Genomic DNA, 20,352 nt, shown 5'->3' on the forward strand with positions numbered 1-20,352 from the left:
GTGTTGATCGGATTGTGCGGATGCGGCCAAATCGCTGGCGACTCGGCACGGCGGGGCTTAGCGTCGATACGTGGGAGTCGGACGCGCGCTGGTGCTGGCCTTGGCGTTCCTTGCCGTCGCCAGCCTGCCGGCGGCATTCGCCCTGCTCTTCTGCTATGACGAGATCCTCGACCGGGTCGTCTGCGGCTGGTCCGAGTGGCGGGAGGGCCGACGGGAGAAGCGCACCATCGCCCGACTGGACCGGGCTGTCGAGGCCGACGCGCTGACCCGCGACATCGACCTCAGCGCGTTCGACCGGGTCGACCGTCGCCCCCTGGAGCAGCTCGCCGCCGACCTGCGCCGCCTCGGCGGTCAGCGGCTCGGCGGCAGCGGGCGGTCGATGGTCTGGCATGGCGCGCTCCTACAGGCGTACGACGACCGGCTCCGGCTGGCCTGCCGCGCCCTCGGCATCGACGAACACCTCGCCGACCTGGAGGGCGTCGACCAGGAGATCGAGCGGGTCCGGGTGGAGGGTGTGCTGCACGCCGCCGGGCTGGCCCTCCCGGCGGCCCGAGCCGGGCACCGGCAACGGCACCGCTGAGCGACGGTTGCGGCTCTTCGTCGCGGTCTACCCGCCCTCCGAGTTGGTCGACCACCTCGGCGCGCAGGTCGCGCGGCTACGGGTCGGCGCGGCGTCCGCCGCCGGCACCAACGTCCGGCTCGCCGATCCGGCTCAGCTACACGTCACAGTGGCCTTCCTCGGCGACGTCGAGGCGGCCCGGTTGGTCGAGGTGGAGAGTGCGCTGGGGCTGGCCGCCGAGTGGTTCCGCGACGGCCGGCACTCCCTGCCCCGGCTCAGCCTCGGCGGCGGTGGCCGGTTCGGTCAGGGCCGGTCGACGGTGCTCTGGGTGGGCCTGCGCGGCGAGGTCGAGGCGCTGCACGTGCTGGCCGGGCTGGTCCGGTCCCGATTGCGGCAGGTCCGGCTGCCGTACGACGCCAGGCCGCTACGCCCACACCTGACCGTGGCCCGGCCCGGTGATCGGATGGACCCGGCCGACGTCGAGGCCGACCGGGCCGACCTGGACGACTACCGGGGACCGGAGTGGCAGGTGAGCGAGCTGCTGCTGATGCGCAGCCAGCTCGACTCCCGAGGCTCGCGCTACGACCGGCTCGCCGCCTGGCCGCTCTGATCCGGTGCCGTCGGCGGGACGACCCGCACGGGCGCCTGCCCCTGCTCCGAGATCGGTTGGGCGGCGGCAGGCTCGGGTCCGCTGTGGAGGACTTCGCGGGCCTGTTCGGCGGCGCGGACGATGCTCTCGCTCATGAAGTCGAGGAAGCGGGCGATGTTCTCCAGGCGGGCGGCGGCCGGGGTGTGCGCACCGAGGAGGGCGACGCCCTGCCGCGCGGTGGCGACGAGCTGGTCGTTGGCTCGGGCGCTGGCGATCGTGGCCTGGTAGAAGAGCTCGTTGTCGACGACGTAGCGGTCGCGGCGGCGTTCGTCGCGTACGCGGCGGACCAGGCTCTGGCCCTCCAAAAAAGTTATCGCCTTGGAGATGGACGCCGGGCTGACCTGGAGGCGCTGGGCGAGCTCGGACGCGGTGAGGGTGCCCGCGTCGGTGGTGAACAGGCAGGTCAACACACGGGCCCCCATCTTGTTCAGACCCGACGCCATGAGAACGGCGGTGAACGTCTCCTCGTATTCGGCCACGGCCTCGGCGTCGCGTCCGTGCTGCGGGAGGGCCGCTCCCGTCGGGCGGGAGGAGGCAGGCCTGCGACGGTGGGCGCGGCGTTCGGTGGCGCGGTGAGCCAGGTCGGCGCGGTAGCCCAGCGGGCCGCCATTGCGCATCACCTCGCGGGTGATCGTCGAGGTGGGTCGGTCGAGACGTCGGGCGATCTCTGCGTAGGGGAGGCTGTCGGCCAGCCCCAGGGCGATCTGCTGGCGTTCCTGCTGGGTGAGTCGGCCTCCCGGCATCTGACCTCCCTGGTGATCCTTCGTGGCGGCCTTGTGGCCCCTTCACCATAGCGTTCACTTTCAGTCCATTGCAACATGGGCACATCGCCCGTTGCATTATCCAGCAGGGTCAGTGCAATGATAAACGGGCTCTGAACTGCTGTTTCTTATCAACAACGCAACGATCTGGTTGTCTGACTTTGGAAAGCAACGTAGCGTTTCCGGTATCAGAAACAACGCGCGAGCACCGGAGACCATGATGAAGACGTTCGACACCCCCGCCCCGATCTCCGCCATCCTGAACATCCCCGCCGGGCGCATCCAGCTCATCGCCGCGGACCGCGTCGACACCACCGTCGAGATCCTGCCCACCGACCCGGCCAAGAGCCGCGACACCAGGGCGGCCGAACAGGCCACCGTCACGTACGCCGACGGCGTTCTGCGGATCACGGCAGCGGCCCCCAGCAACTCGCTCATCGGCCCATCCGGATCTCTGGAGGTCACCGTCCAGCTGCCCGCCGGCTCCCACGTCGAAGCCAGGACCGCCAGTGCCGAGCTGCGCGGCGTCGGACGACTCGGCGACATCGCCTTCGAGGGGGCGTACCGGCAAATCAAGATCGACGAGGCGGCGAGCGTCCGCCTCACCGCGATCGACGGCGACGTCGAGGTCGGCCGGCTCAACGGCCCCGCAGAGATCAGCACCGCGAGGGGCGACATCCGGATCGCCGAGGCCGTGCGCGGCAGCGTCGTGCTGACGACCCAGTCCGGCGACATCTCGATCGCCGCCGCAGCTGGCGTCTCGGCCGCGCTGGACGCCGGCACCGGCCACGGCCGGGTCAGCAACGCCCTCCGCAACGACGGCACCACCGCACTCGACATCCGCGCCATCACCTCCCGCGGCGACATCGCCGCCCGCAGCCTCTGAACAGGACGGAACACGATGACGAACAACAGCATGTCCGCGACCAGTTCGGCGTGGACCGGCCTGGTGCCGGTCGACGACACCGCCCTGGCCGTCACCGACACCGGCGGTCCCGGTGTCCCCCTGCTCTACCTCAACGGTCAGTTCGCCACCCAGGGGTACTGGCGTCGGGTCATCGCCGACCTTGGTACCGGTTGGCGGCACATCACCTACGACGAACGGGCTCGCGGCAGACAGTCGAAGCGCTCGACGGACTACTCCTTCGAGGCCGCCGTCCGCGACGTCGATGCCGTCCTCGCCGCCAGGAAGGTAGACCGCGCACTGGTGGTGGGCTGGTCCTACGGGGCGGTGGTCGGGGCGCACTGGGCCAACCGGAACCCGGAGCGGGCTCTCGGTGCGGTCCTGGTCGACGGCGCGTTCCCGCACGACTGGCTCGACGAGGCCATGGAGCAGCGGATCCGGAAGATGTTCCGACGGATGAACCTGTTCATGCCGCTGCTGCGCCCGACCGGTCTGACCCCGCGGATGAATGCCGAACAGATGGCGGACAGCAACATCGAGCTAGGCAAACTATCGCGTGAGCGGGAGTTGGGCCCCGTGCTGGACGGCATAACCGTGCCGGTGCGCTACGTCGTCGCCTCCGGCACGTCCCTGGGCAGTCGCGGTGACGAGCAGGAGAAGATCCGCGCCAGCCTCGACGCGGTGACCGTCCGCAACCCGAGCATCCAGATCGCCGCGAAGGTCGCCAGCAACCACGGTGCGATCCTCAAGAAGGACTTCTCGGCCATCGCCCAGGCCGTACGCGAGGTCGCCGCCCTCGACCAGGCGGCGGGGAGCTCGCGAGATGGTCTGCTGTAGTGGGCGAGGCCAGCACTTCCTGGGCGGCAGCTAGGCCAGCTAACGCCTATCGCTGTTTGGCCAAGATGTGCGACGGATCAGGTGACCCGACACCGCCCTGCCTTGCGTCGACGGGGGCCGTTCACCACCCGTCGACGCGCAGGGTCAGGAAGACTCGCGTGCGGCCGGCCCGCTGCCGAAGAGCACGTCGTCCCAGCTCGGCAGGCGCTTACGCGGCTTGCCGTTGGCGTCGGTCGACTCGCCACCGGCGGCTGCCGCCGCGCCCGTGCGGCGGGGCCGCAGCACCGCCAGCGACGGCACGGCCGGCACCTCCTTGGGCGCGTCCGAGTCGTCGTCGAAGGCCGACCCCTGGCCGCCGCCGAGCAGCGCGGCGGCACCCCCGCCGACCGGCCGCTGGCGAGGCGCGTCCGAACCGGCAAGAGCAGCCGGGGTACGCGGCTCAAGGCCACGACCCGACGAGGCACCGAGCGGACGGTCCAGTGAGGCGAGCAGCGCGTCCCGCCCGGCCCGGATCGGGTCCCGGCCAGGGCGCGGATGCTCGGACGCCGCCGGCAACCCGTGCCCACCACGGCTCGGCTCGCCGCGCGAGGGACCGGGCAGGCCGTGCCCGCTCCGCTCCGGTGCCGGCTCCTGGCCGAGGATCGGCACGGGCCGCTCGGCGCACAGATATTGCGCCATGTCGTCGTGCGGGGCGACCGACTGCCGGGTCTTGTCGAGATCCCAGATGGCCTGTGCGGTGGCCTTGCCCGACGGCCAGGTGGCGATGATCCGCCAGGTGCCGTCGTCCCGCCGGTACGCGTCCCAGGAGATCTTCTCGGTGTCGATGCCGTGCTGGCTCAGCCGACCGTTGACCACCTCGGCGAGCGGGGTGGGCTTCTCCGCTCCCTTGAGGCGGGTGCGGCGGGCGTGCTGGGCGAGCATCGCCCGCTCCTGGAGCACCGGGCCGGCATAGCGCAGCACCCGGTCGACCGGCACGCCGGCGATCCGGGCGACATCCTCGGCGGACTCACCGGAGCGGATGCGAGCCTGGATGTCCCGAGGGGACAGGGACGGAATCGGGTCGGCGGCGGCCGGTGCCGCCGGCAGCGGCGGCGCGCCGGGCTCGGCGTGCAGCGCACCCGAGATCCGGTCGTCGATCGGCAGGGCGAGCAACCGCCCGACCTCGTCGGCGAGAACCAGGGCATGGCCGTCCTCGGAGAGGGCGACGAAGCGTACTGGGCGCATAGCGTTGCCTCCGTCCCGCTTCGCTGGCCGCACGCCACGAGTCGGCCACCCAGGCGTCTCGGACCACCGTACGCGCATCTGTCTCGGGGTGGGGGAAGCGACACCCCGCATGTCGCGACTGAGCTGCAACGATGATCACGGTCGGTGTCCGTGAAGGCCCCCACGAACACCGACCGTGACGAACGTCAGAGTCGCTCGACGACGTAGTCGATGGACGCGGTCAACGCCTCGACATCCGAAGGCTCGATTGCCGGGAACAGCGCCATCCGCAGTTGGTTGCGGCCGAGCTTGCGGTACGGCTCGGTGTCCACGATGCCGTTGGCGCGCAGCGCCTTCGCGATCGCGGTGGCGTCCACCCCGTCGGCGAAGTCGATCGTGGCGACCACGTTGGAACGCAGTGCCGGGTCGGTGACGAACGGGGTGGCCACGCTGGACCGTTCCGCCCAGCCGTACACCGTGGCGGCGCTCTCGGCGGTGCGCTTGGCCGCCCAGGCCAGGCCACCCTGCGCGTTCATCCAGTCGGTCTGCTCGGCGGCCAGGAAGATGGTGGCCAGCGCCGGGGTGTTGTAGGTCTGCTCCAGCCGCGAGTTGTCGATCGCGGTGGCCAGGTCGAGGAAGGCGGGGATGTAGCGCCCGGACGCCTTGATCTCGGCGGCACGGTCCAGCGCGGCCGGTGACATCAGAGCCAGCCAGAGACCACCGTCGGAGCCGAAGCACTTCTGCGGAGCGAAGTAGTAGACGTCGGTCTCGCCGACGTTGACGTCCAGGCCACCCGCGCCGGAGGTCGCGTCGACGAGCAACAATGCGCCGTCGTCCGCCCCGGCAACCCGGCTGATCGGGACGGCCACGCCTGTCGACGTCTCGTTCTGCGGAGTCGCGTAGGTGTCCACGCCGGACTCGGCCAGCAGGGTCGGTGCGCTGCCGGCCTCGGCCTTGCGAACGGTCGGCTCACCGAGGAACGGCGCGTCCTTCACCGACTTGGCGAACTTGGCGCCGAACTCGCCGAAGCTGGCGAACTGGGCCCGGTCGCGAACCAGGCCGAAGGTGGCGACCTCCCAGAACGCGGTGGTGCCGCCGTTGCCGATCACGACCTCGTAACCCTCGGGCAGCGAGAAGAACTCCGCGATGCCGGAGCGCAGCCGGGCCACCTGGTCGCGGACCGTCTTCTGCCGGTGCGAGGTGCCCAGGTAGCTGGTCGCGACCTCGGTAAGTGCGGATACCGCCGCGGGGCGGACCTTGGACGGGCCGCAGCCGAAACGTCCGTCGGCGGGCTTGAGGTCATCGGGAATCCGGATGGTCGGTGCGTCAGCCACGGTCTTGAAGATCCTTCCGCAAGGGCGAGGGCGGGCCCGGCGACACTGCCGGCCCTCATCCTCGCACTCGGACCCATCGGTGGAAGCCGGGCCCCCGAGGGCGGGGCTGAGTCCTTCGCCACACCTCGACGGCGCCCACCGGTAGACGCACGGAAGGGCCCCTCCGCCACGCCAGACGTGGTGGAGGGACCCTTCGCGACCGGTCAGACGCCGTGCGGAATGGCGGCCCAGCCTTCGACGCCGGACGGCTTGCGCGGCTCCGCGCCGACGTAGCGGGCGGACGGGCGGACCAGCCGCTGCAGGCGCTTCTGCTCCAGGACGTGCGCGCTCCAACCGCCCATCCGCGCGCAGGTGAACATCGAGGTGAACATGTGCGCGGGCACCTCGGCGAAGTCCAGCACGACGGCCGACCAGAACTCGACGTTGGTGGCCAGCACCCGGTCCGGGCGGCGGGCCTGCAACTCGGCGAGCGCGGCCTTCTCCAGCGCCTCGGCGATCTCGAAGCGCGGCGCTCCCAGATCCTTGGCCGTGCGGCGGAGCACGCGGGCGCGCGGGTCCTCGGCCCGGTAGACCCGGTGGCCGAAGCCCATCAGCCGTTCGCCGCGATCGAGCACGCCCTTGACGTAGCCCTCCGCGTCGCCGCTGCGCTCCACGGCCTCCAGCATGCTGAGCACCCGGGACGGCGCGCCACCGTGCAGCGGGCCGGAGAGGGCGCCGATGCCCGACGAGATGCAGGCCGCCGCGTCCGCTCCCGTGGAGGCGACGATGCGGGCGGTGAAGGTGGAGGCGTTCAGGCCGTGCTCGGCGGCCGAGATGAAGTACGCGTCGACGGCCTTGACGTGCCGCGGGTCGGGCTCGCCGCGCCACCGCTTCATGAACCGTTCGACGATGGTCTGCGCCTTGTCGATCTCCTTCTGCGGCACCGCCGGCAGGCCGAGGCCCCGAGCCGACTGGGCGACGAAGGAGAGCGCGGTCACCGAAACCCGGGCGAGGTCCTCGCGGGCCTGCTCGTCGGAGATGTCCAACAGCTGGTTGAGACCCCAGTACGGGGCCAGCATGGCGACTGCGGACTGCACGTCGACGCGGATGTCACCGGAGTGCACCGGCACCGGGAACGGCTCCGCCGGCGGCAGGCCCGGCCCGAACCGGCCGTCGACCAGCAGTGCCCACACGTTGCCGAACGACACCTGGCCGATCAGATCCTCGATGTCGACTCCGCGATAGCGCAGCGCACCGCCCTCACGGTCAGGTTCGGCGATCTCGGTCTCGAAGGCGACGACGCCCTCCAGCCCGGGTTTGAAATCGGCCATGTCGCTCTCCTGGATCTGGTCGGTGCGCCCGGTCGGTTCATCCGGCCCGGTCGGCCGAGCGCCCTCTAGGCGACCATCAGGTATGTGTTCGCAACATCTTGCCTGCTGAGTGACCGGATACGCGACCCACGGCGACTGTGCTGCACGCGACATCCCCGGACGCGCATTCTCCGCCGGACTCGGTGAGACTGGGCGGTGCGGGCTGGCCAGCGCGGGAGGGCGCCGCCGGACCTGCCGATAAGGAGTGGGGACGTGACGGGCGACACACCAGCCCCGGCCGCGATGCGTAACGAGTACGCCGCGGACCTGGGCCTGACCGAAGCTGACCTGGCCGCCGACTGGCACACGCAGTTCGGCACCTGGTTCGCCGACGCGGTGGCCTTCGGGCTGCCCGAGGTGAACGCGATGGTGCTGGGCACCGCGGACCCGGCCGGCCGGCCGAGCGGTCGGACGGTGCTGCTCAAGGGGTACGACCCGGACGGCTTCGTCTTCTTCACCAACCACCTGTCCCGCAAGGGCGTCGAGGCGACCGCCAACCCGTACGCCAGCCTGGTCTTTCCGTGGTTTCCCATGCAGCGGCAGGTGGTGGTCGCCGGGCAGGTCGAGCCGGTCGACCGCGCGACGAGCGCGGCGTACTTCGCCAGCCGACCGCGCGGCTCCCAACTGGGCGCCTGGGCCAGCCCGCAGTCCCACGTGGTGCCGGACCGGGCGGCGCTGGAGGAGAGCTACCGGGAGGTGGCCGAGCGGTTCGCCGACGAGGCGGAGATCCCGATCCCGCCGCACTGGGGTGGGTTGCGGGTCCGACCCGAGTCGGTGGAGTTCTGGCAGGGCCGGGCCGGTCGGTTGCACGACCGGCTCCGCTTCCGCCTCGACGAGGGTGGCTGGACCGTCGAGCGGTTGGCGCCGTGACGGGTGTGCGGGAGGCCCGGCCGCGCGGGGCGCGCCGCTGGGCGATCGACGTACGTCCGCTGCGGGTGCCCGCGTACCGGCGGCTCTGGCTCGGCAACACCGTGGCGATGTTCGGGTTCCAGTTCACCGCCGTCGCGGTGCCGGTGGAGATGTACGCCCTGACCCGGGACTCGTTCTGGGTGGGCCTGCTGGGCGTGGCCGCCTTCGTACCGTTGCTGATCTTCGGGCTCTGGGGTGGCGCGGTCGCCGACGCCCACGACCGCCGTGCCGTGCTGCTCGGCGGGTCGGTCCTGCTCTGGGCGTCCACCCTCGGGCTGCTGGTCCAGGCCCTGCTGAACGTGGGCAGCCCGGTGCTGCTGCTGGCGTTGATGGCGTTGCAGTCGGTGGCGTTCGCGATCACCTCGCCGGCCCGCAGCGCGATGCTGCCCCGCCTGGTGCCGGATGACCTGGTGCCGGCCGCCAGCACCCTGAACTACACGACCTTCACGGCGGCCTCGGTCGCCGGCCCGCTCGCCGCCGGCCTGATCCTCTCCGCCTCGGCCGACACCACGGTCGTGCTGCCCATCGCGTACGGGGTGGACGCGGTGTTGTTCACCGCGATGCTCTGGGCGGCGCTGCGCCTGCCCGCGCTGCCGCCCGAGCCGACCGCCGACGGGGAGCGCCGCCGCGCCGGCCTGGCCAGTGTGGTCGACGGATTCCGCTACCTGGCCACGACGCCGGTGCTGCTGCTGTCCTTCGGGGTGGACCTGATCGCGATGATCCTCGCCATGCCCCGCGCGCTCTTCCCGGAGATCGCCCACGAGAGGTTCGGCGGCGGTGGAGCTGTCGGCCTGCTCTACAGCGCCATCGCGATCGGTTCGATGATCGGTGGGTTGACCTCCGGCTGGATCGGCCGGCTCCGCCGGCAGGGCCTCGGCCTGGTGGTCGCGGTGGTCGCCTGGGGAGTCGCGATCGCCGCGGCCGGGCTCGCCCACCAGCTCTGGCTGATGGTCCTCCTGCTCGCCGTGGCCGGGGCCGCGGACCTGGTCAGCGCGGTGCTGCGCCAGTCGATGATGCTCGTCTACGCACCGGACCGGATGCGCGGCCGGCTCCAGGGCGTCAACACGGTAGTGGTGGCCGGTGGTCCTCGGCTGGGCGATCTGCGGGCCGGAACGATGGCCGCCGGGTTCGGCGGCGGGGTGGCCTGGGTGGCCGGCGGACTCGCCTCGGCGGTGCTCGTCGTGGTGCTCGCGGTCGCGTTCCCGGCGCTGCTGCGCTACCGGGCGGCGGGGTCGAGCGGCGACCGGACGTGACCGGTTAGGGTCGCCGACATGGAAAGCCCCGAGCAGCGCGCGTTCTCCGGCGCCCAGTGGACCATCTCCGCCGCCGGCCACGAGGCCGTCATCGTGGAGGTGGGTGGTGGGCTGCGGACGTACCGGCACGACGGTGTCGACCTGGTCGACGGTTACCAGACCGACGAGGTCTGCCCCGGCTGCGCCGGACAGGTGTTGGCGCCCTGGCCGAACCGGATCCGCGATGGCCGCTACCCGTTCGGCGAGCGGACGCACCAGCTCCCGCTGACCGAGCCGGAGCGGCACGTCGCGATCCACGGGCTGGTCAACTGGGTGCCGTGGCAGTTGCTGGAGCAGTCGGCGGACGCCGTGACCCTCGGCTACGACCTGCCGCCGCAGCCCGGCTACCCGTGGCCGTTGCGGCTGGTCAGCCGGTGGAGCGTCGGCGCGGACGGGCTGCGCGCCGAGCACGAGGTGACGAACATCGGTGGCGAGTCGGCGCCGTTCGGCTTCTCCGTGCACCCGTACCTGCAACTGCCGGGTGTCGCGGTCGACGACCTGGTCATGCGGCTGCCGGCCCGTACCCGGATGCTCGTCGACGGCCGGCTGCTGCCGATCGGCGCGACGCCGGTGGCCAGCACCGAGTACGACTGGACCAGCCCGCGCCGGATCGGTGCCGCCGAGCTCGACCTGTGCTTCGGCGAGGTGATCCGCGACGCCGACGGCGGCTCGTCGGTGAGCCTGTCCGCCCCGGACTCCTCGGCCGGGGTGAGCATCTGGGCCGATGCGGAGTTCGGCTGGTGGCAGGTGTTCACCGGGGACGCGCTCACCGGTGTGCGGCACCGCCGTTCGGTGGCGATCGAGCCGATGACCTGCCCTCCGGACGCGTTCCGGTCGGGAAGGGACCTGCTCACGCTCAAGCCCGGCACGACCTGGCGGGGTGCCTGGGGCATCCGGCCCGGGGCCTGATGGAGTTCGCCGAGGTCGTCCGGCGTCGGCGGATGGTGCGCAACTACGACCCGGACCGTCCGGTCCCGCCCGACGTGGTGGACCGGCTGCTCGACCACGCGATCCGTGCCCCGTCGGCCGGCTTCGCCCAGGGCTGGGGCTTCCTGGTGCTGGAGGAGCCGGCCGACCGGGAGCGGTTCTGGGCGGCCACCACCCCGGACGGCGGTGGACGGGAGCGCTGGCTGGCCGGGATGCGCCGGGCACCGCTGATCGTGGTGCCGCACGCGAACGAGTCGGCCTACCTGCGACGGTACGCCGAGCCGGACAAGGGTTGGACGGACCGGTCCACCGATCGTTGGCCGGTGCCGTACTGGCACGTGGACACCGGCTTCGCGGCGTTGCTGATGCTGCTCACCGCCGTGGACGAGGGGTTGGGGGCCTGTTTCTTCGGCATCGCGCCGCAGCGGCTGGCCAGCTACCGGGACGCGTTCGGGGTGCCGACCGAGTACCAACCCATCGGTGCCGTCACAATCGGTTACCGGGCACCCGACCATCGGTCACCATCGCTGCGCCGTGGGCGTCGTGGCGTGGACGAGGTTGTCCGCCGCGGCAGGTGGAGCTGAGGGGGAGTGTCCCGTTCGTCCGGTTGAGGATCGGACGACCGGTAGCGAAACTGACATCAGGGAGCAGAACGCTGCGAGCAATGGGCGGCTAGGCTGGCACGGTCATCATCGGTGCCGCGCCGCGCGGTGCCCGCCGCGGCCCGGCTCGGCGCTGTCGGTCGGCCCGGCCACGGGGAGGGGAGCGTGCCGTCGTGATCTTCAGAGCGGTCCGGGACGGGCGTCCCTACCCGGAGCACAACCTGACCCTGAAGCAGTGGGCGGAGATCCCGCCCCGTCCGCTGCGCCTGGATCAGATGATCACCACCAAGCGCGAGTTGGCGCTGGACAAGCTTCTCGCCGAGGATTCCACCTTCTACGGCGACCTCTTTCCGCACGTCGTGCAGTGGAACGGCGGGCTCTACCTGGAAGACGGGCTGCACCGCGCGTTGCGCGCCGCCCTCCAGCAGCGCAACCAGATCCACGCTCGGGTGCTGGTGCTCGCGGAACCGATCGAGTGACGAGCCCTTCTTCCGCGCGCTGAACCTTCGTTAAGGTGGCGTCCATGACCGCTCCGCTCGATCTGCTCGACCTGGACCAGTCGCTCAGCGAGGAGGAGCGGCAGATCCGCGACGTCGTCCGCCAACTCGTCGACGACCGGGTGCGTCCGCACATCGCCGACTGGTACGAGGACGGTCAGGTGCCCGCCCGGGACCTGGCCCGCGAGTTCGGCAAGCTCGGCCTGCTCGGCATGCACCTGAGCGGCTACGGCTGCGCCGGCGCGTCCGCGGTCGCCTACGGACTCGCCTGCCAGGAGCTGGAAGCCGGGGACTCCGGCCTCCGTTCCCTGGTCAGCGTGCAGGGCTCGCTCGCCATGTACGCCATCTGGCGCTACGGCAGCGAGGAGCAGAAGCAACGCTGGCTCCCGTCGATGGCCACCGGCGAGGCGATCGGCTGCTTCGGCCTGACCGAACCGGACCACGGCTCCGACCCCGCCTCGATGACCACCCGGGCCCGCCGCGACGGCGACGACTGGCTGCTCACCGGCGGGAAAATGTGGATCACCAACGCGCCGATCGCCGACGTCGCGGTGATCTGGGCGCGCACCGACGAGGGCGTGCGCGGGTTCGCCGTACCCATGGACACGCCAGGTGTCACGGCCCGGGAGATCCGCCGCAAGATGTCGCTGCGCGCGTCCGTGACCGGCGAGATCGTGCTCGACGACGTCCGCCTCCCGGCGGACGCCCAACTACCCGAGGCGGTCGGACTCAAGGCGCCGCTGAGCTGCCTCACCGAAGCCCGCTACGGCATCGTCTGGGGCGCGATCGGCGCCGCTCGGGACTGCCTGGAAACCACCCTGACGTACGCCACCACCCGCACCCAGTTCGGCCGCCCGCTGGCCGGCTTCCAGCTCACCCAGGCCAAGCTCGCCGACATGGCCGTCGAGCTGATGAAGGGGCAACTTCTCGCGCTGCACCTGGGCCGGCTCGCCGACACCCACCGGCTGCGGCCCGAGCAGGTGAGCGTCGGCAAGCTGAACAACGTCCGCGAGGCCCTGGCCATTGCCCGGCAGTGCCGGACCATCCTCGGCGCCAACGGCGTCTCCGGCGAATACCCGATCATGCGGCACGCCAACAACCTGGAGAGCGTGCTGACGTACGAGGGCACCTCCGAGATCCACCAGCTCGTCGTCGGGCAACGGCTCACCGGCCTCTCCGCGTTCGCCTGACCTGCCCGAATCCGCAGTCCCGGCGCTCAACGCGCGACTGTCGCAGTGGGGCCGTACCGTCATCGGCAGACGACGTGTCTGACGAGGACGGTGAGCGTGATGACCCGCGACGCTGGCAACAACGAGCCCACGAGGGAGTTCCCCGGTTACCCGACCGGCGACGATCTCCGGGAGCGGTCGACCGCTACACCCGAGCCGACCACCGATACACCGGGCGGCTTTGGAAGTGCTGGCGGCCCGGGTGGGCCCGGTGGCCCTCCGGCCGGTCCTCCCGGTGGCCCGACGGCCGGTGGCGACGGCGGTGGTGGTGGGGCCGCTCGCGGCCTGCTCCTGCTGCTCGGCGCCGCCGCGCTGGCCGTGGTGGTGCTGCTCGGCATCCAGGCGACCGGCTTCCTGCCGGAGTTCCGCAACCCGTTCGCCAAGGAGCAGACCGACCGCAGCCAGCCACCGCTGCTGAAGTCGATCCAGGACCTCAGCCGCTACGTGGCCGCGGAGGGCAACTTCCAGGTCGTCGTCGACACCCAGAACGACAGGCGCAACGTGCCGGACTTCCTGCTCAACGAGCGCACCCTGTTCGTCGGCGCCGGGAGCATCGAGGCGTACGTCGACTTCACCAAGATCAGTGACGGTGCCATCGTCCGGTCCGCCGACGGCAAGTCCGTCGAGATCAAGCTGCCCGCGCCGCAGCTCGGCGAGACCAATCTCGACATGGAGAAGAGCTACGTCTTCGCGGAGCAGCGTGGTCTGCTCAACCGGCTCGGTGACCTGGTCGGCAACGACCCCAACCGGCAGCAGCAGATCTACCAGCTCGCCGAGGAACGGATCACCGCCGCCGCCCGGGACAGCGGGCTCTCCGCCCGCGCCGAGGAGAACACCCGCAAGATGCTGGAAGGGCTGCTGCGATCCCTTGGCTATGAGCAGGTCACCGTTACCTACACGGCCCCCTGACCTGCCAATTCCGTAGTGCCGAGCGCCCGCCCCGATGTCCGTCGGAGCGGGCGTCGCGCTTTGTTCCATCACCGCCCGCCCTCGCCATGATCCACTCGACATCAGCAGAAGTGGGGTGTCCCGATGCCACGGACACCCCGCCATCAGCAATGTCGAGTGGATCTACAGGTGGGCCGCGACGGCATCCGTCGGGGAATGCCCTGTGCGCCGGGGCCGGGCATGGGGGCGTGGGTCGGGCAGGGGCGTGGGCCGGCGGGCGTGGCCGTGGGGCCGGGTGGGCGTGGGTGTGCCCGTGGGCGGGCGTGCCTCGTCTCCGCCTGTTCCCGACCCCCCATGCTCAAGATCCGCGCAACTTCAGGGATGGTGCTACCTCCGCCGCTCGTGAGGCAGCAACTTCACCGAAGTTGCTGCCGCACGGCCTGGGTGAGGCGGGTTGGGGTGGCGTTTTGGAGGGCGTCGGTGGGTCGGCGCGGCGCGCCAACCTTGGAGACCGGCGGGCTTCGGCTTCGCGGAAGGCCACCACAACGTGGTTGTGGTGGCCTTCCGAACGCGATGTGGGGCCGATGGGGCGGTGTGCGGCGAGCGTCAGTGCTGGGTGGAGGCCAGGTAGCGGTCCTCGTTCGGCATGAGCACCCACAGGACCAGGTAGACGATCACCTGGGTGCCGGGCAGCAGCAGGGACAGCAGGAACAGCAGCCGGACCATCCCGGCGGACATGCCGAACCGTCGACCGAGGCCGGCGCAGACACCGGCGAGCATGCGCCCCTCGCGGGGCCGGACCAGTTTGCGACTCATCGTCGTACTCCCACTCTGCGGCGGTGCGCCGCGTCTGCAATCCACGGTAGAAGGGGGTGGCCACCTCGCCCTCCGTCCCGAGGATGAGCGGCGACCCGTGGACCCGTAGGTGCTTTACCCGGGCAGCCCCTCGCTGACGCCTCTCCGAGCCCGCCCGCCGCCGCCCGCCGCGTCCGTCCGCCCCGGTGTCCGTGCAAGATCGCGCTCGATCCTGGTTGTAGGGGCATCGAGGACGGAGGGAGACCACTAGAACCAGGATCGAGCACGATCTTGCGGGGCGGCGGCGCGGTGCGGCCCTGCTGGGTTGGCCGGGCGGCGGCCGTGCGAGGCGGGCGGGTGGCGGTGGGATGGCGGTCAGGTGCACACTCCCGGTGGTCGGGTGGGGCGTTGAGCTGGGCGGGTAGGCTGGCAGATCGGCCATCCACACCCCGGGCGGCCGGAACTCATACCCCGGTGATCACGAGCAGGGCTGCCAGACCGGCGGTCCTGGGGCGGCCGGGTCCCGTACGCCGGGACGACGGCGAGGAAGCGCAGCCATGATCAGTGTTTTCGACCTCTTCAGCGTCGGTATCGGGCCGTCCAGCTCGCACACGGTGGGGCCGATGCGGGCCGCGCGGACGTTTGTTGCCGGGCTCAAGGCCGACGGGCTGCTCACCGAGGTCGCGCGGGTGCAGGCTGAGCTGTTCGGCTCGTTGGGTGCCACCGGGCACGGCCACGGCAGTGGTCCGGCGGTGCTGCTCGGGTTGGCGGGCGAGGCGCCGGAGACGGTCGACACGGACAGCATCGGCCCTCGGGTCGAGCGGATCCGGGCCGAGCGGCGGATCAGCATCCTGGCCGCGCACGAGATCGACTTTGACCCGGATCGGGACCTGACGTTGCACCGCCGTCGTTCGTTGCCGTACCACCCGAACGGGATGACCTTCGCGGCGTACGACGACAAGGGCGCCGAGGTGCGCAGCCGCACCTACTACTCCGTCGGTGGTGGGTTCGTGGTGGACGAGGCCGCGGCGGGCGCGGACCGGATCAAGCCGGACAGCACACGGGTGCGGTATCCCTTCCTGACCGGCGGGCAGCTCCTCGACGTCACCACCTCCACCGGCTTGTCGATCAGCGAGGTGATGTTGGCCAACGAGCGTTCCTGGCGCAGCGAGGCGGACATCCGGGCGGGCCTGCTGGAGATCTGGCGGGTGATGCGGGAGTGCGTGGAGCGCGGCTGTGAGCGCGACGGCGTACTCCCTGGTGGGTTGAAGGTTCGGCGGCGGGCGGCGGAGCTGCGGCGTGGCCTGGAGGCGGACGCCGGGACGCCCGACCCGCTGCACGCGATGGACTGGGTGACGCTGTTCGCCCTCGCGGTGAACGAGGAGAACGCGGCCGGCGGCCGGGTGGTCACGGCGCCGACGAACGGCGCGGCCGGGATCATTCCGGCGGTTTTGCACTATTACACCCGGTTCGTGCCGGGTGCCAATGACGATGGCGTGGTGCGGTTCCTGCTGACGGCCGGCGCGATCGGCGTGCTGTTCAAGGAGAACGCGTCGATCTCCGGCGCGGAGGTCGGCTGCCAGGGTGAGGTGGGTTCGGCGTGCTCGATGGCGGCGGCCGGGCTGGCCGAGGTGCTCGGCGGCACCCCGGAGCAGGTGGAGAACGCGGCCGAGATCGGGATGGAGCACAACCTCGGATTGACCTGTGACCCGGTGGGTGGCCTGGTGCAGATCCCCTGCATCGAGCGGAACGCGGTGGCTAGCATCAAGGCGATCACGGCCGCCCGGCTGGCGCTGCGCGGCGACGGTGTGCACAAGGTGTCGTTGGACAAGGTCATCAAGACCATGCGGGAGACGGGCGCCGACATGAAGGTCAAGTACAAGGAGACGGCGCGTGGCGGTCTGGCCGTCAACGTGATCGAGTGCTGAGTCCGGCGGATTCGGGGCATTCGTTCACCGACTGCTAACCTGTCGTCCGTTTCAGGAGGCGGGAGGCTCGCGGTGACCTCTGGCGTCGCGGCGTTGTGGTCGCACCGCAACTCGCTGCGCATCCTGGTCCGACGGGATCTGGCGGTCAAGTACCAGCAGTCGGTGCTCGGCTACTTCTGGTCGTTGATCGAGCCGCTCGGCATGGGCGCCATCTACTGGTTCGTGTTCGGGGTGCTCTACTCGCAGGACACCGGCCGGCATCTGGGTGAGGCGGCGGGGTCGTACCCGTTGTTCCTGATCACCGGGATCTTCGCCTGGATGTGGACGAGTTCGGCGTTGAGCGAGGCGACGAACGCGCTGACCGGCCAGTCCCGGTTGATCACCACGATGAACGTGCCGCGGCAGGTCTTCCCGATCGGCCGGGTCACCGGCCGGTTCGCCGAGTACGCTGCCGGCCTGCCGATCCTGATCGCCATCGCGGTGATCTACGCGGTGCACGGTCGGATCCACCCGGGCTGGTCGCTGCTCGCCCTGCCGCTCGCGGTGGCCGTCCAGGCCGTCCTGTTGACCGGGCTGGCCCTGCTGCTGTCCGCGTGGAACGTGTTGATGCGCGACGTGGAACGGTTCCTGCGGCTGATCATCCGGGTGCTCTTCTACGCCACGCCGATCATCTATCCGCTCAGCCTGGTCCGGGAGTCCGAGCTGCCCGGCTGGCTGAAGCTGGTGTACGAGCTGAACCCGCTGGTCGGGATCTTCCAGCTGCACCACGCGATCTGGTACCCGGACGAGTTCCCGAACGCCCGGCTGCTCGCCACGACTGTCGTCGGCAGCGTGCTGGTGCTGGCCGCCGGCTGGTGGTCGTTCCGCCGGTTGGAACCTGCCGTACTCAAGGAACTCTGACGTGGCCGCGCCGATCATCGAGGCCGACGGCCTGGGCATCCGGTTCGTCCGCAACCGGCGCCGGCAGCTACGGCTGCGGGAGTTGTTCATCCACCGGGGCGGGCGCGGCGCCCTGCCCGGCCAGTTCTGGCCGCTGCGCGACGTGTCGTTCACCGTCGAGCCGGGCGAGACGGTCGGGGTGATCGGCCGCAACGGCACCGGCAAGAGCACCCTGCTGCGGCTGATCGCCGGGGTGCTCATCCCGGACGAGGGCAGCATCCGGGTGCACGGCGCGGTGGCGCCGTTGCTGGAGCTGTCCGCCGGTTTCGCCAACGACCTGACCGGACGGGAGAACCTGCACCTGGTCGGTGGGCTGCACGGGCTGTCGACGGGCTACCTGAAGCGGCACTTCGACGAGATCGTCGAGTTCGCCGGTGAGCAGGTGCAGGGTGCCATCGACACGTCGGTGCGGCACTACTCGTCGGGAATGAAGGTGCGGCTGGGCTTCGCGATCATCTCGCACCTGCCGCACCCGATCCTGCTGATGGACGAGGTGACCGCGGTTGGAGACGCGGAGTTCCGCAAGAAGTGCTACGCGACGATTGATCGTCTGCTCGGGGAGGGGCGCACGCTGGTGCTGGTGTCACACAACGAAAAGGACCTGACCCGGTTCTGCCGTCGGGGGTTGTACCTCGACGCGGGCCGGTTGACGCTCGACGGCACCATCGCCGAGGCGCTCGACGCGTACCACGCCGCGGTTCCGCGGTGACGCTCGCGATCGTGCTCGCCGCCGGGACTCCCGCGGCGGGCCTGACCACGTCGACCGGCGAGCCCCTGACCGAGCGGCTGGCCGCCCAACTGCGCCGGGCCGGCGCGGACGAGGTGCGGTTCGCCGGCGACCTCGACGAGCTGGCCGCGCTTGTCGACGACGCCGACGGCCCGCTGCTGATCACCGGCGCCGACCTGGTCGCCCACACGGCCGTGCTGCGGCACCTGGCCACCAGCCCGGTCGGGCCGACGGTGGCGTTGGTGCTCACCGACCCGCCGGTGCCCGGTCGGACCGCCGTGCGTGAGGAACGCGGCCAGGTGGTGGACGCCGGCCCGCTGGAGGCACTCGACGGCGACGCCACCGGCGTGTTCGGTGGCGCGCTGCGGGTCGGTGTGGACGACCTGCCGACTCTTGCCGCCGCCGCCCGTGCCGCCGCGTCCGGGGTGCTCCCGGTCGCCGCCCCGATCGGTCCGGTCGGCGATGTGTCGCCGCTGCCGGCTGCCGGGGGAGCCGGGCACGGCGCCCCCGGGTCCGCCGTGGACCGGCTCGTCGCGGGTCTCGCGGCGCTCGGCACCCTGATCTTCGCCCAGCGGGTACGCCTGCTCGTCGCGCACCGGGTCACGGACGCGTCTGGGTTGGCGGCTGCCGAAGCCGCGGTGACAGCTGTCGACGAGGACCGGGCCGAGCTGCGGCTGTCGGTCAAGGAGAAGGACGACTTCTTCTCCACCTACTTCGTCAGCACCTGGTCGCCGTACGTGGTCCGGCTGTCGGCCCGGCTCCGGCTCACCCCGACCGGGGTGACGGCGATCTCGGTGCTGTTCGCGCTGGCCGCGGCGGTCCTGTTCGGGGTCGGCGGACGACCCGCCCTCGTCGGCGGCGCGGTACTGCTCTATCTCGGCTTCGTGCTGGACTGCGTGGACGGCCAGTTGGCCCGCTACACCCGGCACTTCAGCGCCTGGGGCGGCTGGCTGGACACCATGGCGGACCGCGCCAAGGAATACCTGGTCTACGCCGGCCTGGGCTTCGGGGTGAGTCACGCCGGGTTGGGCAACGGTTGGGCGTTGGCGATCGCCGCGATGACGTTGCAGACCGTCCGGCACATGACCGACACCTGGTACGGGGCGCTGCACGACGAGGCAGCCCGCCGACCGCGTACGGCAGCGGGTGCCAGCGGCGGCATCGGCGACCGGTTGAACGCGGCGTCGACCCGGGTGCAGGCGGACACCGGCTCGGTGTCGTACTGGCTCAAGCGCACGGTGGTCTTCCCGATCGGTGAGCGCTGGGCGTTGATCGCGGTGACCGTGGCGCTGTTCAATCCGCTGGTCAGCCTGATCGCGGTGCTGGTCTGGGGGGTGCTGGCGTTCGCGTACACCGGGGCTCTACGGACGCTGCGCGCCCGCTGGATGTGGGTGCCGGTGCTGGACACGGTCGATGCCACCCTGCACCGCGACGACGGGCCGTTGGCCCGGCGGCTGCCCGTGGTCCGCCCGATGGGGCCGCTCACCCTTGCGGTGCTCGCCGCGCTCGGCCCGGCGGTGCTGCTGGTCGTCGCGCTGCTGGGGGATGCACCGGGCGGGCTGCGCTGGGCGGTGCCGGTGGCGCTGCTGGTGCTGCTGGCCGGTGGTCTGGGTGCCGGGGCGGCGCACAACGGGCCGTTGGACTGGCTGGTGCCGGCGGCGCTGCGGGCGGCCGAGTACCTGTTCGCCATCGCGGTGGGCGTGGTCGGCGACGTGCCAGGTTGGCTGATCTTCGGGTACGTCTTCGTGCTCACCGTGCACCACTACGACCTGACCGCCCGGCTGGAGAAGCGGCAGGCGGCACCACCGCTGCACGCGGCCACGCTGGGCTGGGAGGGACGGTCGGTGCTGCTGGCCCTCGCGGCGATTGCCGGCATGGCGGGTATCGGGCTGGCTACACTCGGTGCGTACCTTCTCGTGCTTTTCGTGGTGAGCGTCGTCCTGGCCTGGTTCGTCCGACCGGCCCGTAGCGCGCGGGCGTTTGTCGCGCCGGTGAGCGCCGGAGGTGCCGCGCCACGCTGACG

Annotated in this window: 20 protein-coding genes; 15 read left to right on the plus strand and 5 right to left on the minus strand. The window is 71.3% G+C overall.

Going from position 1 to position 20,352, the window contains the following annotated elements; genetic code table 11:
• The first annotated feature begins 70 nt into the window (after positions 1 to 70).
• Both AB0A90_RS24030 and thpR read left to right on the plus strand, forming a co-directional pair.
• Positions 71 to 580 (plus strand): hypothetical protein, encoded by a 510-nt coding sequence (locus tag AB0A90_RS24030; RefSeq protein WP_357251883.1) that lies wholly within the window; start codon positions 71 to 73, stop codon positions 578 to 580.
• A gap of 7 nt (positions 581 to 587) precedes the next feature.
• The gene (gene thpR / locus AB0A90_RS24035) at positions 588 to 1,169 is read left to right on the plus strand and encodes an RNA 2',3'-cyclic phosphodiesterase (protein WP_357251886.1); all 582 of its coding nucleotides are present in this window, start codon (positions 588 to 590) and stop codon (positions 1,167 to 1,169) included.
• Here the strand turns inward: thpR and AB0A90_RS24040 are convergent.
• On the minus strand, positions 1,139 to 1,951 hold the full coding sequence (locus AB0A90_RS24040) for a helix-turn-helix domain-containing protein (protein ID WP_357251890.1): 813 nt from the start codon (positions 1,949 to 1,951) through the stop codon (positions 1,139 to 1,141). The genes thpR and AB0A90_RS24040 overlap by 31 nt on opposite strands.
• 238 nt (positions 1,952 to 2,189) lie before the next feature.
• Between AB0A90_RS24040 and AB0A90_RS24045 the strand changes: the two genes are divergently transcribed.
• Both AB0A90_RS24045 and AB0A90_RS24050 read left to right on the plus strand, forming a co-directional pair.
• Positions 2,190 to 2,855, plus strand: coding sequence for a DUF4097 family beta strand repeat-containing protein (locus AB0A90_RS24045; protein WP_357251893.1), 666 nt, complete (start codon positions 2,190 to 2,192; stop codon positions 2,853 to 2,855).
• A 15-nt stretch (positions 2,856 to 2,870) separates the two neighbouring features.
• A complete protein-coding gene (locus AB0A90_RS24050) occupies positions 2,871 to 3,710 on the plus strand; it encodes an alpha/beta hydrolase (protein WP_357251896.1) in 840 nt (279 codons plus the stop codon).
• Positions 3,711 to 3,854: 144 nt separating this feature from the next.
• Here AB0A90_RS24050 and sepH read toward each other — a convergent pair whose 3' ends face one another.
• The 3 genes from sepH to AB0A90_RS24065 form a co-directional block, all read right to left on the minus strand.
• Complete coding sequence (gene sepH / locus AB0A90_RS24055) at positions 3,855 to 4,934, minus strand: septation protein SepH (protein WP_357251899.1); 1,080 nt, start codon at positions 4,932 to 4,934, stop codon at positions 3,855 to 3,857.
• Between the two features lie 185 nt (positions 4,935 to 5,119).
• Positions 5,120 to 6,247 (minus strand): phosphoserine transaminase, encoded by a 1,128-nt coding sequence (gene serC / locus AB0A90_RS24060; protein ID WP_357251902.1) that lies wholly within the window; start codon positions 6,245 to 6,247, stop codon positions 5,120 to 5,122.
• A gap of 203 nt (positions 6,248 to 6,450) precedes the next feature.
• A complete protein-coding gene (locus AB0A90_RS24065; RefSeq protein ID WP_357251905.1) occupies positions 6,451 to 7,557 on the minus strand; it encodes a citrate synthase 2 in 1,107 nt (368 codons plus the stop codon).
• 282 nt (positions 7,558 to 7,839) lie between these two features.
• Between AB0A90_RS24065 and pdxH the strand changes: the two genes are divergently transcribed.
• From pdxH to AB0A90_RS24100, 7 genes are all read left to right on the plus strand, one after another.
• Positions 7,840 to 8,466, plus strand: a complete 627-nt coding sequence (gene pdxH / locus AB0A90_RS24070; protein WP_357252059.1) for a pyridoxamine 5'-phosphate oxidase — start codon at positions 7,840 to 7,842, stop codon at positions 8,464 to 8,466.
• Positions 8,463 to 9,758 carry an MFS transporter gene (locus AB0A90_RS24075; RefSeq protein WP_357251908.1) on the plus strand — a complete coding sequence of 432 codons (1,296 nt, stop codon included), beginning with the start codon at positions 8,463 to 8,465 and terminating at the stop codon, positions 9,756 to 9,758. The genes pdxH and AB0A90_RS24075 overlap by 4 nt, the downstream gene beginning before the upstream one ends.
• An 18-nt stretch (positions 9,759 to 9,776) precedes the next feature.
• On the plus strand, positions 9,777 to 10,706 hold the full coding sequence (locus tag AB0A90_RS24080) for an aldose 1-epimerase family protein (RefSeq protein WP_357251911.1): 930 nt from the start codon (positions 9,777 to 9,779) through the stop codon (positions 10,704 to 10,706).
• Positions 10,706 to 11,308: a nitroreductase family protein gene (locus tag AB0A90_RS24085; RefSeq protein WP_357251914.1), complete on the plus strand. Its 603-nt coding sequence runs from the start codon at positions 10,706 to 10,708 to the stop codon at positions 11,306 to 11,308. Before AB0A90_RS24080 ends, AB0A90_RS24085 begins: the two co-directional genes overlap by 1 nt.
• Before the next feature lie 191 nt (positions 11,309 to 11,499).
• A complete protein-coding gene (locus AB0A90_RS24090; protein WP_357251917.1) occupies positions 11,500 to 11,805 on the plus strand; it encodes a type II toxin-antitoxin system VapB family antitoxin in 306 nt (101 codons plus the stop codon).
• Between the two features lie 44 nt (positions 11,806 to 11,849).
• On the plus strand, positions 11,850 to 13,013 hold the full coding sequence (locus AB0A90_RS24095) for an acyl-CoA dehydrogenase family protein (protein WP_357251920.1): 1,164 nt from the start codon (positions 11,850 to 11,852) through the stop codon (positions 13,011 to 13,013).
• Positions 13,014 to 13,112: 99 nt separating this feature from the next.
• Positions 13,113 to 13,961 carry a DUF4230 domain-containing protein gene (locus AB0A90_RS24100; RefSeq protein WP_357251923.1) on the plus strand — a complete coding sequence of 283 codons (849 nt, stop codon included), beginning with the start codon at positions 13,113 to 13,115 and terminating at the stop codon, positions 13,959 to 13,961.
• Between the two features lie 585 nt (positions 13,962 to 14,546).
• Here the strand turns inward: AB0A90_RS24100 and AB0A90_RS24105 are convergent.
• Complete coding sequence (locus tag AB0A90_RS24105; RefSeq protein ID WP_088951236.1) at positions 14,547 to 14,756, minus strand: PspC domain-containing protein; 210 nt, start codon at positions 14,754 to 14,756, stop codon at positions 14,547 to 14,549.
• Positions 14,757 to 15,292: 536 nt separating this feature from the next.
• On the opposite strand from AB0A90_RS24105, the gene AB0A90_RS24110 reads away from it, so the two are divergent.
• From AB0A90_RS24110 to AB0A90_RS24125, 4 genes are all read left to right on the plus strand, one after another.
• The gene (locus AB0A90_RS24110) at positions 15,293 to 16,663 is read left to right on the plus strand and encodes an L-serine ammonia-lyase (RefSeq protein WP_357251927.1); all 1,371 of its coding nucleotides are present in this window, start codon (positions 15,293 to 15,295) and stop codon (positions 16,661 to 16,663) included.
• Between the two features lie 72 nt (positions 16,664 to 16,735).
• On the plus strand, positions 16,736 to 17,563 hold the full coding sequence (locus AB0A90_RS24115; RefSeq protein ID WP_357251929.1) for an ABC transporter permease: 828 nt from the start codon (positions 16,736 to 16,738) through the stop codon (positions 17,561 to 17,563).
• Position 17,564: 1 nt separating this feature from the next.
• Entirely contained in the window at positions 17,565 to 18,311 is a 747-nt protein-coding gene (locus AB0A90_RS24120; protein WP_357251932.1) for an ABC transporter ATP-binding protein, read from the plus strand.
• 41 nt (positions 18,312 to 18,352) lie between these two features.
• The gene (locus AB0A90_RS24125) at positions 18,353 to 20,350 is read left to right on the plus strand and encodes a DUF5941 domain-containing protein (RefSeq protein WP_357252062.1); all 1,998 of its coding nucleotides are present in this window, start codon (positions 18,353 to 18,355) and stop codon (positions 20,348 to 20,350) included.
• Positions 20,351 to 20,352: the final 2 nt, after the last annotated feature.

Origin of the sequence: Micromonospora sp. NPDC049204 (assembly GCF_040647935.1) — a bacterium.
In the GTDB taxonomy this organism is placed as follows: domain Bacteria; phylum Actinomycetota; class Actinomycetes; order Mycobacteriales; family Micromonosporaceae; genus Micromonospora.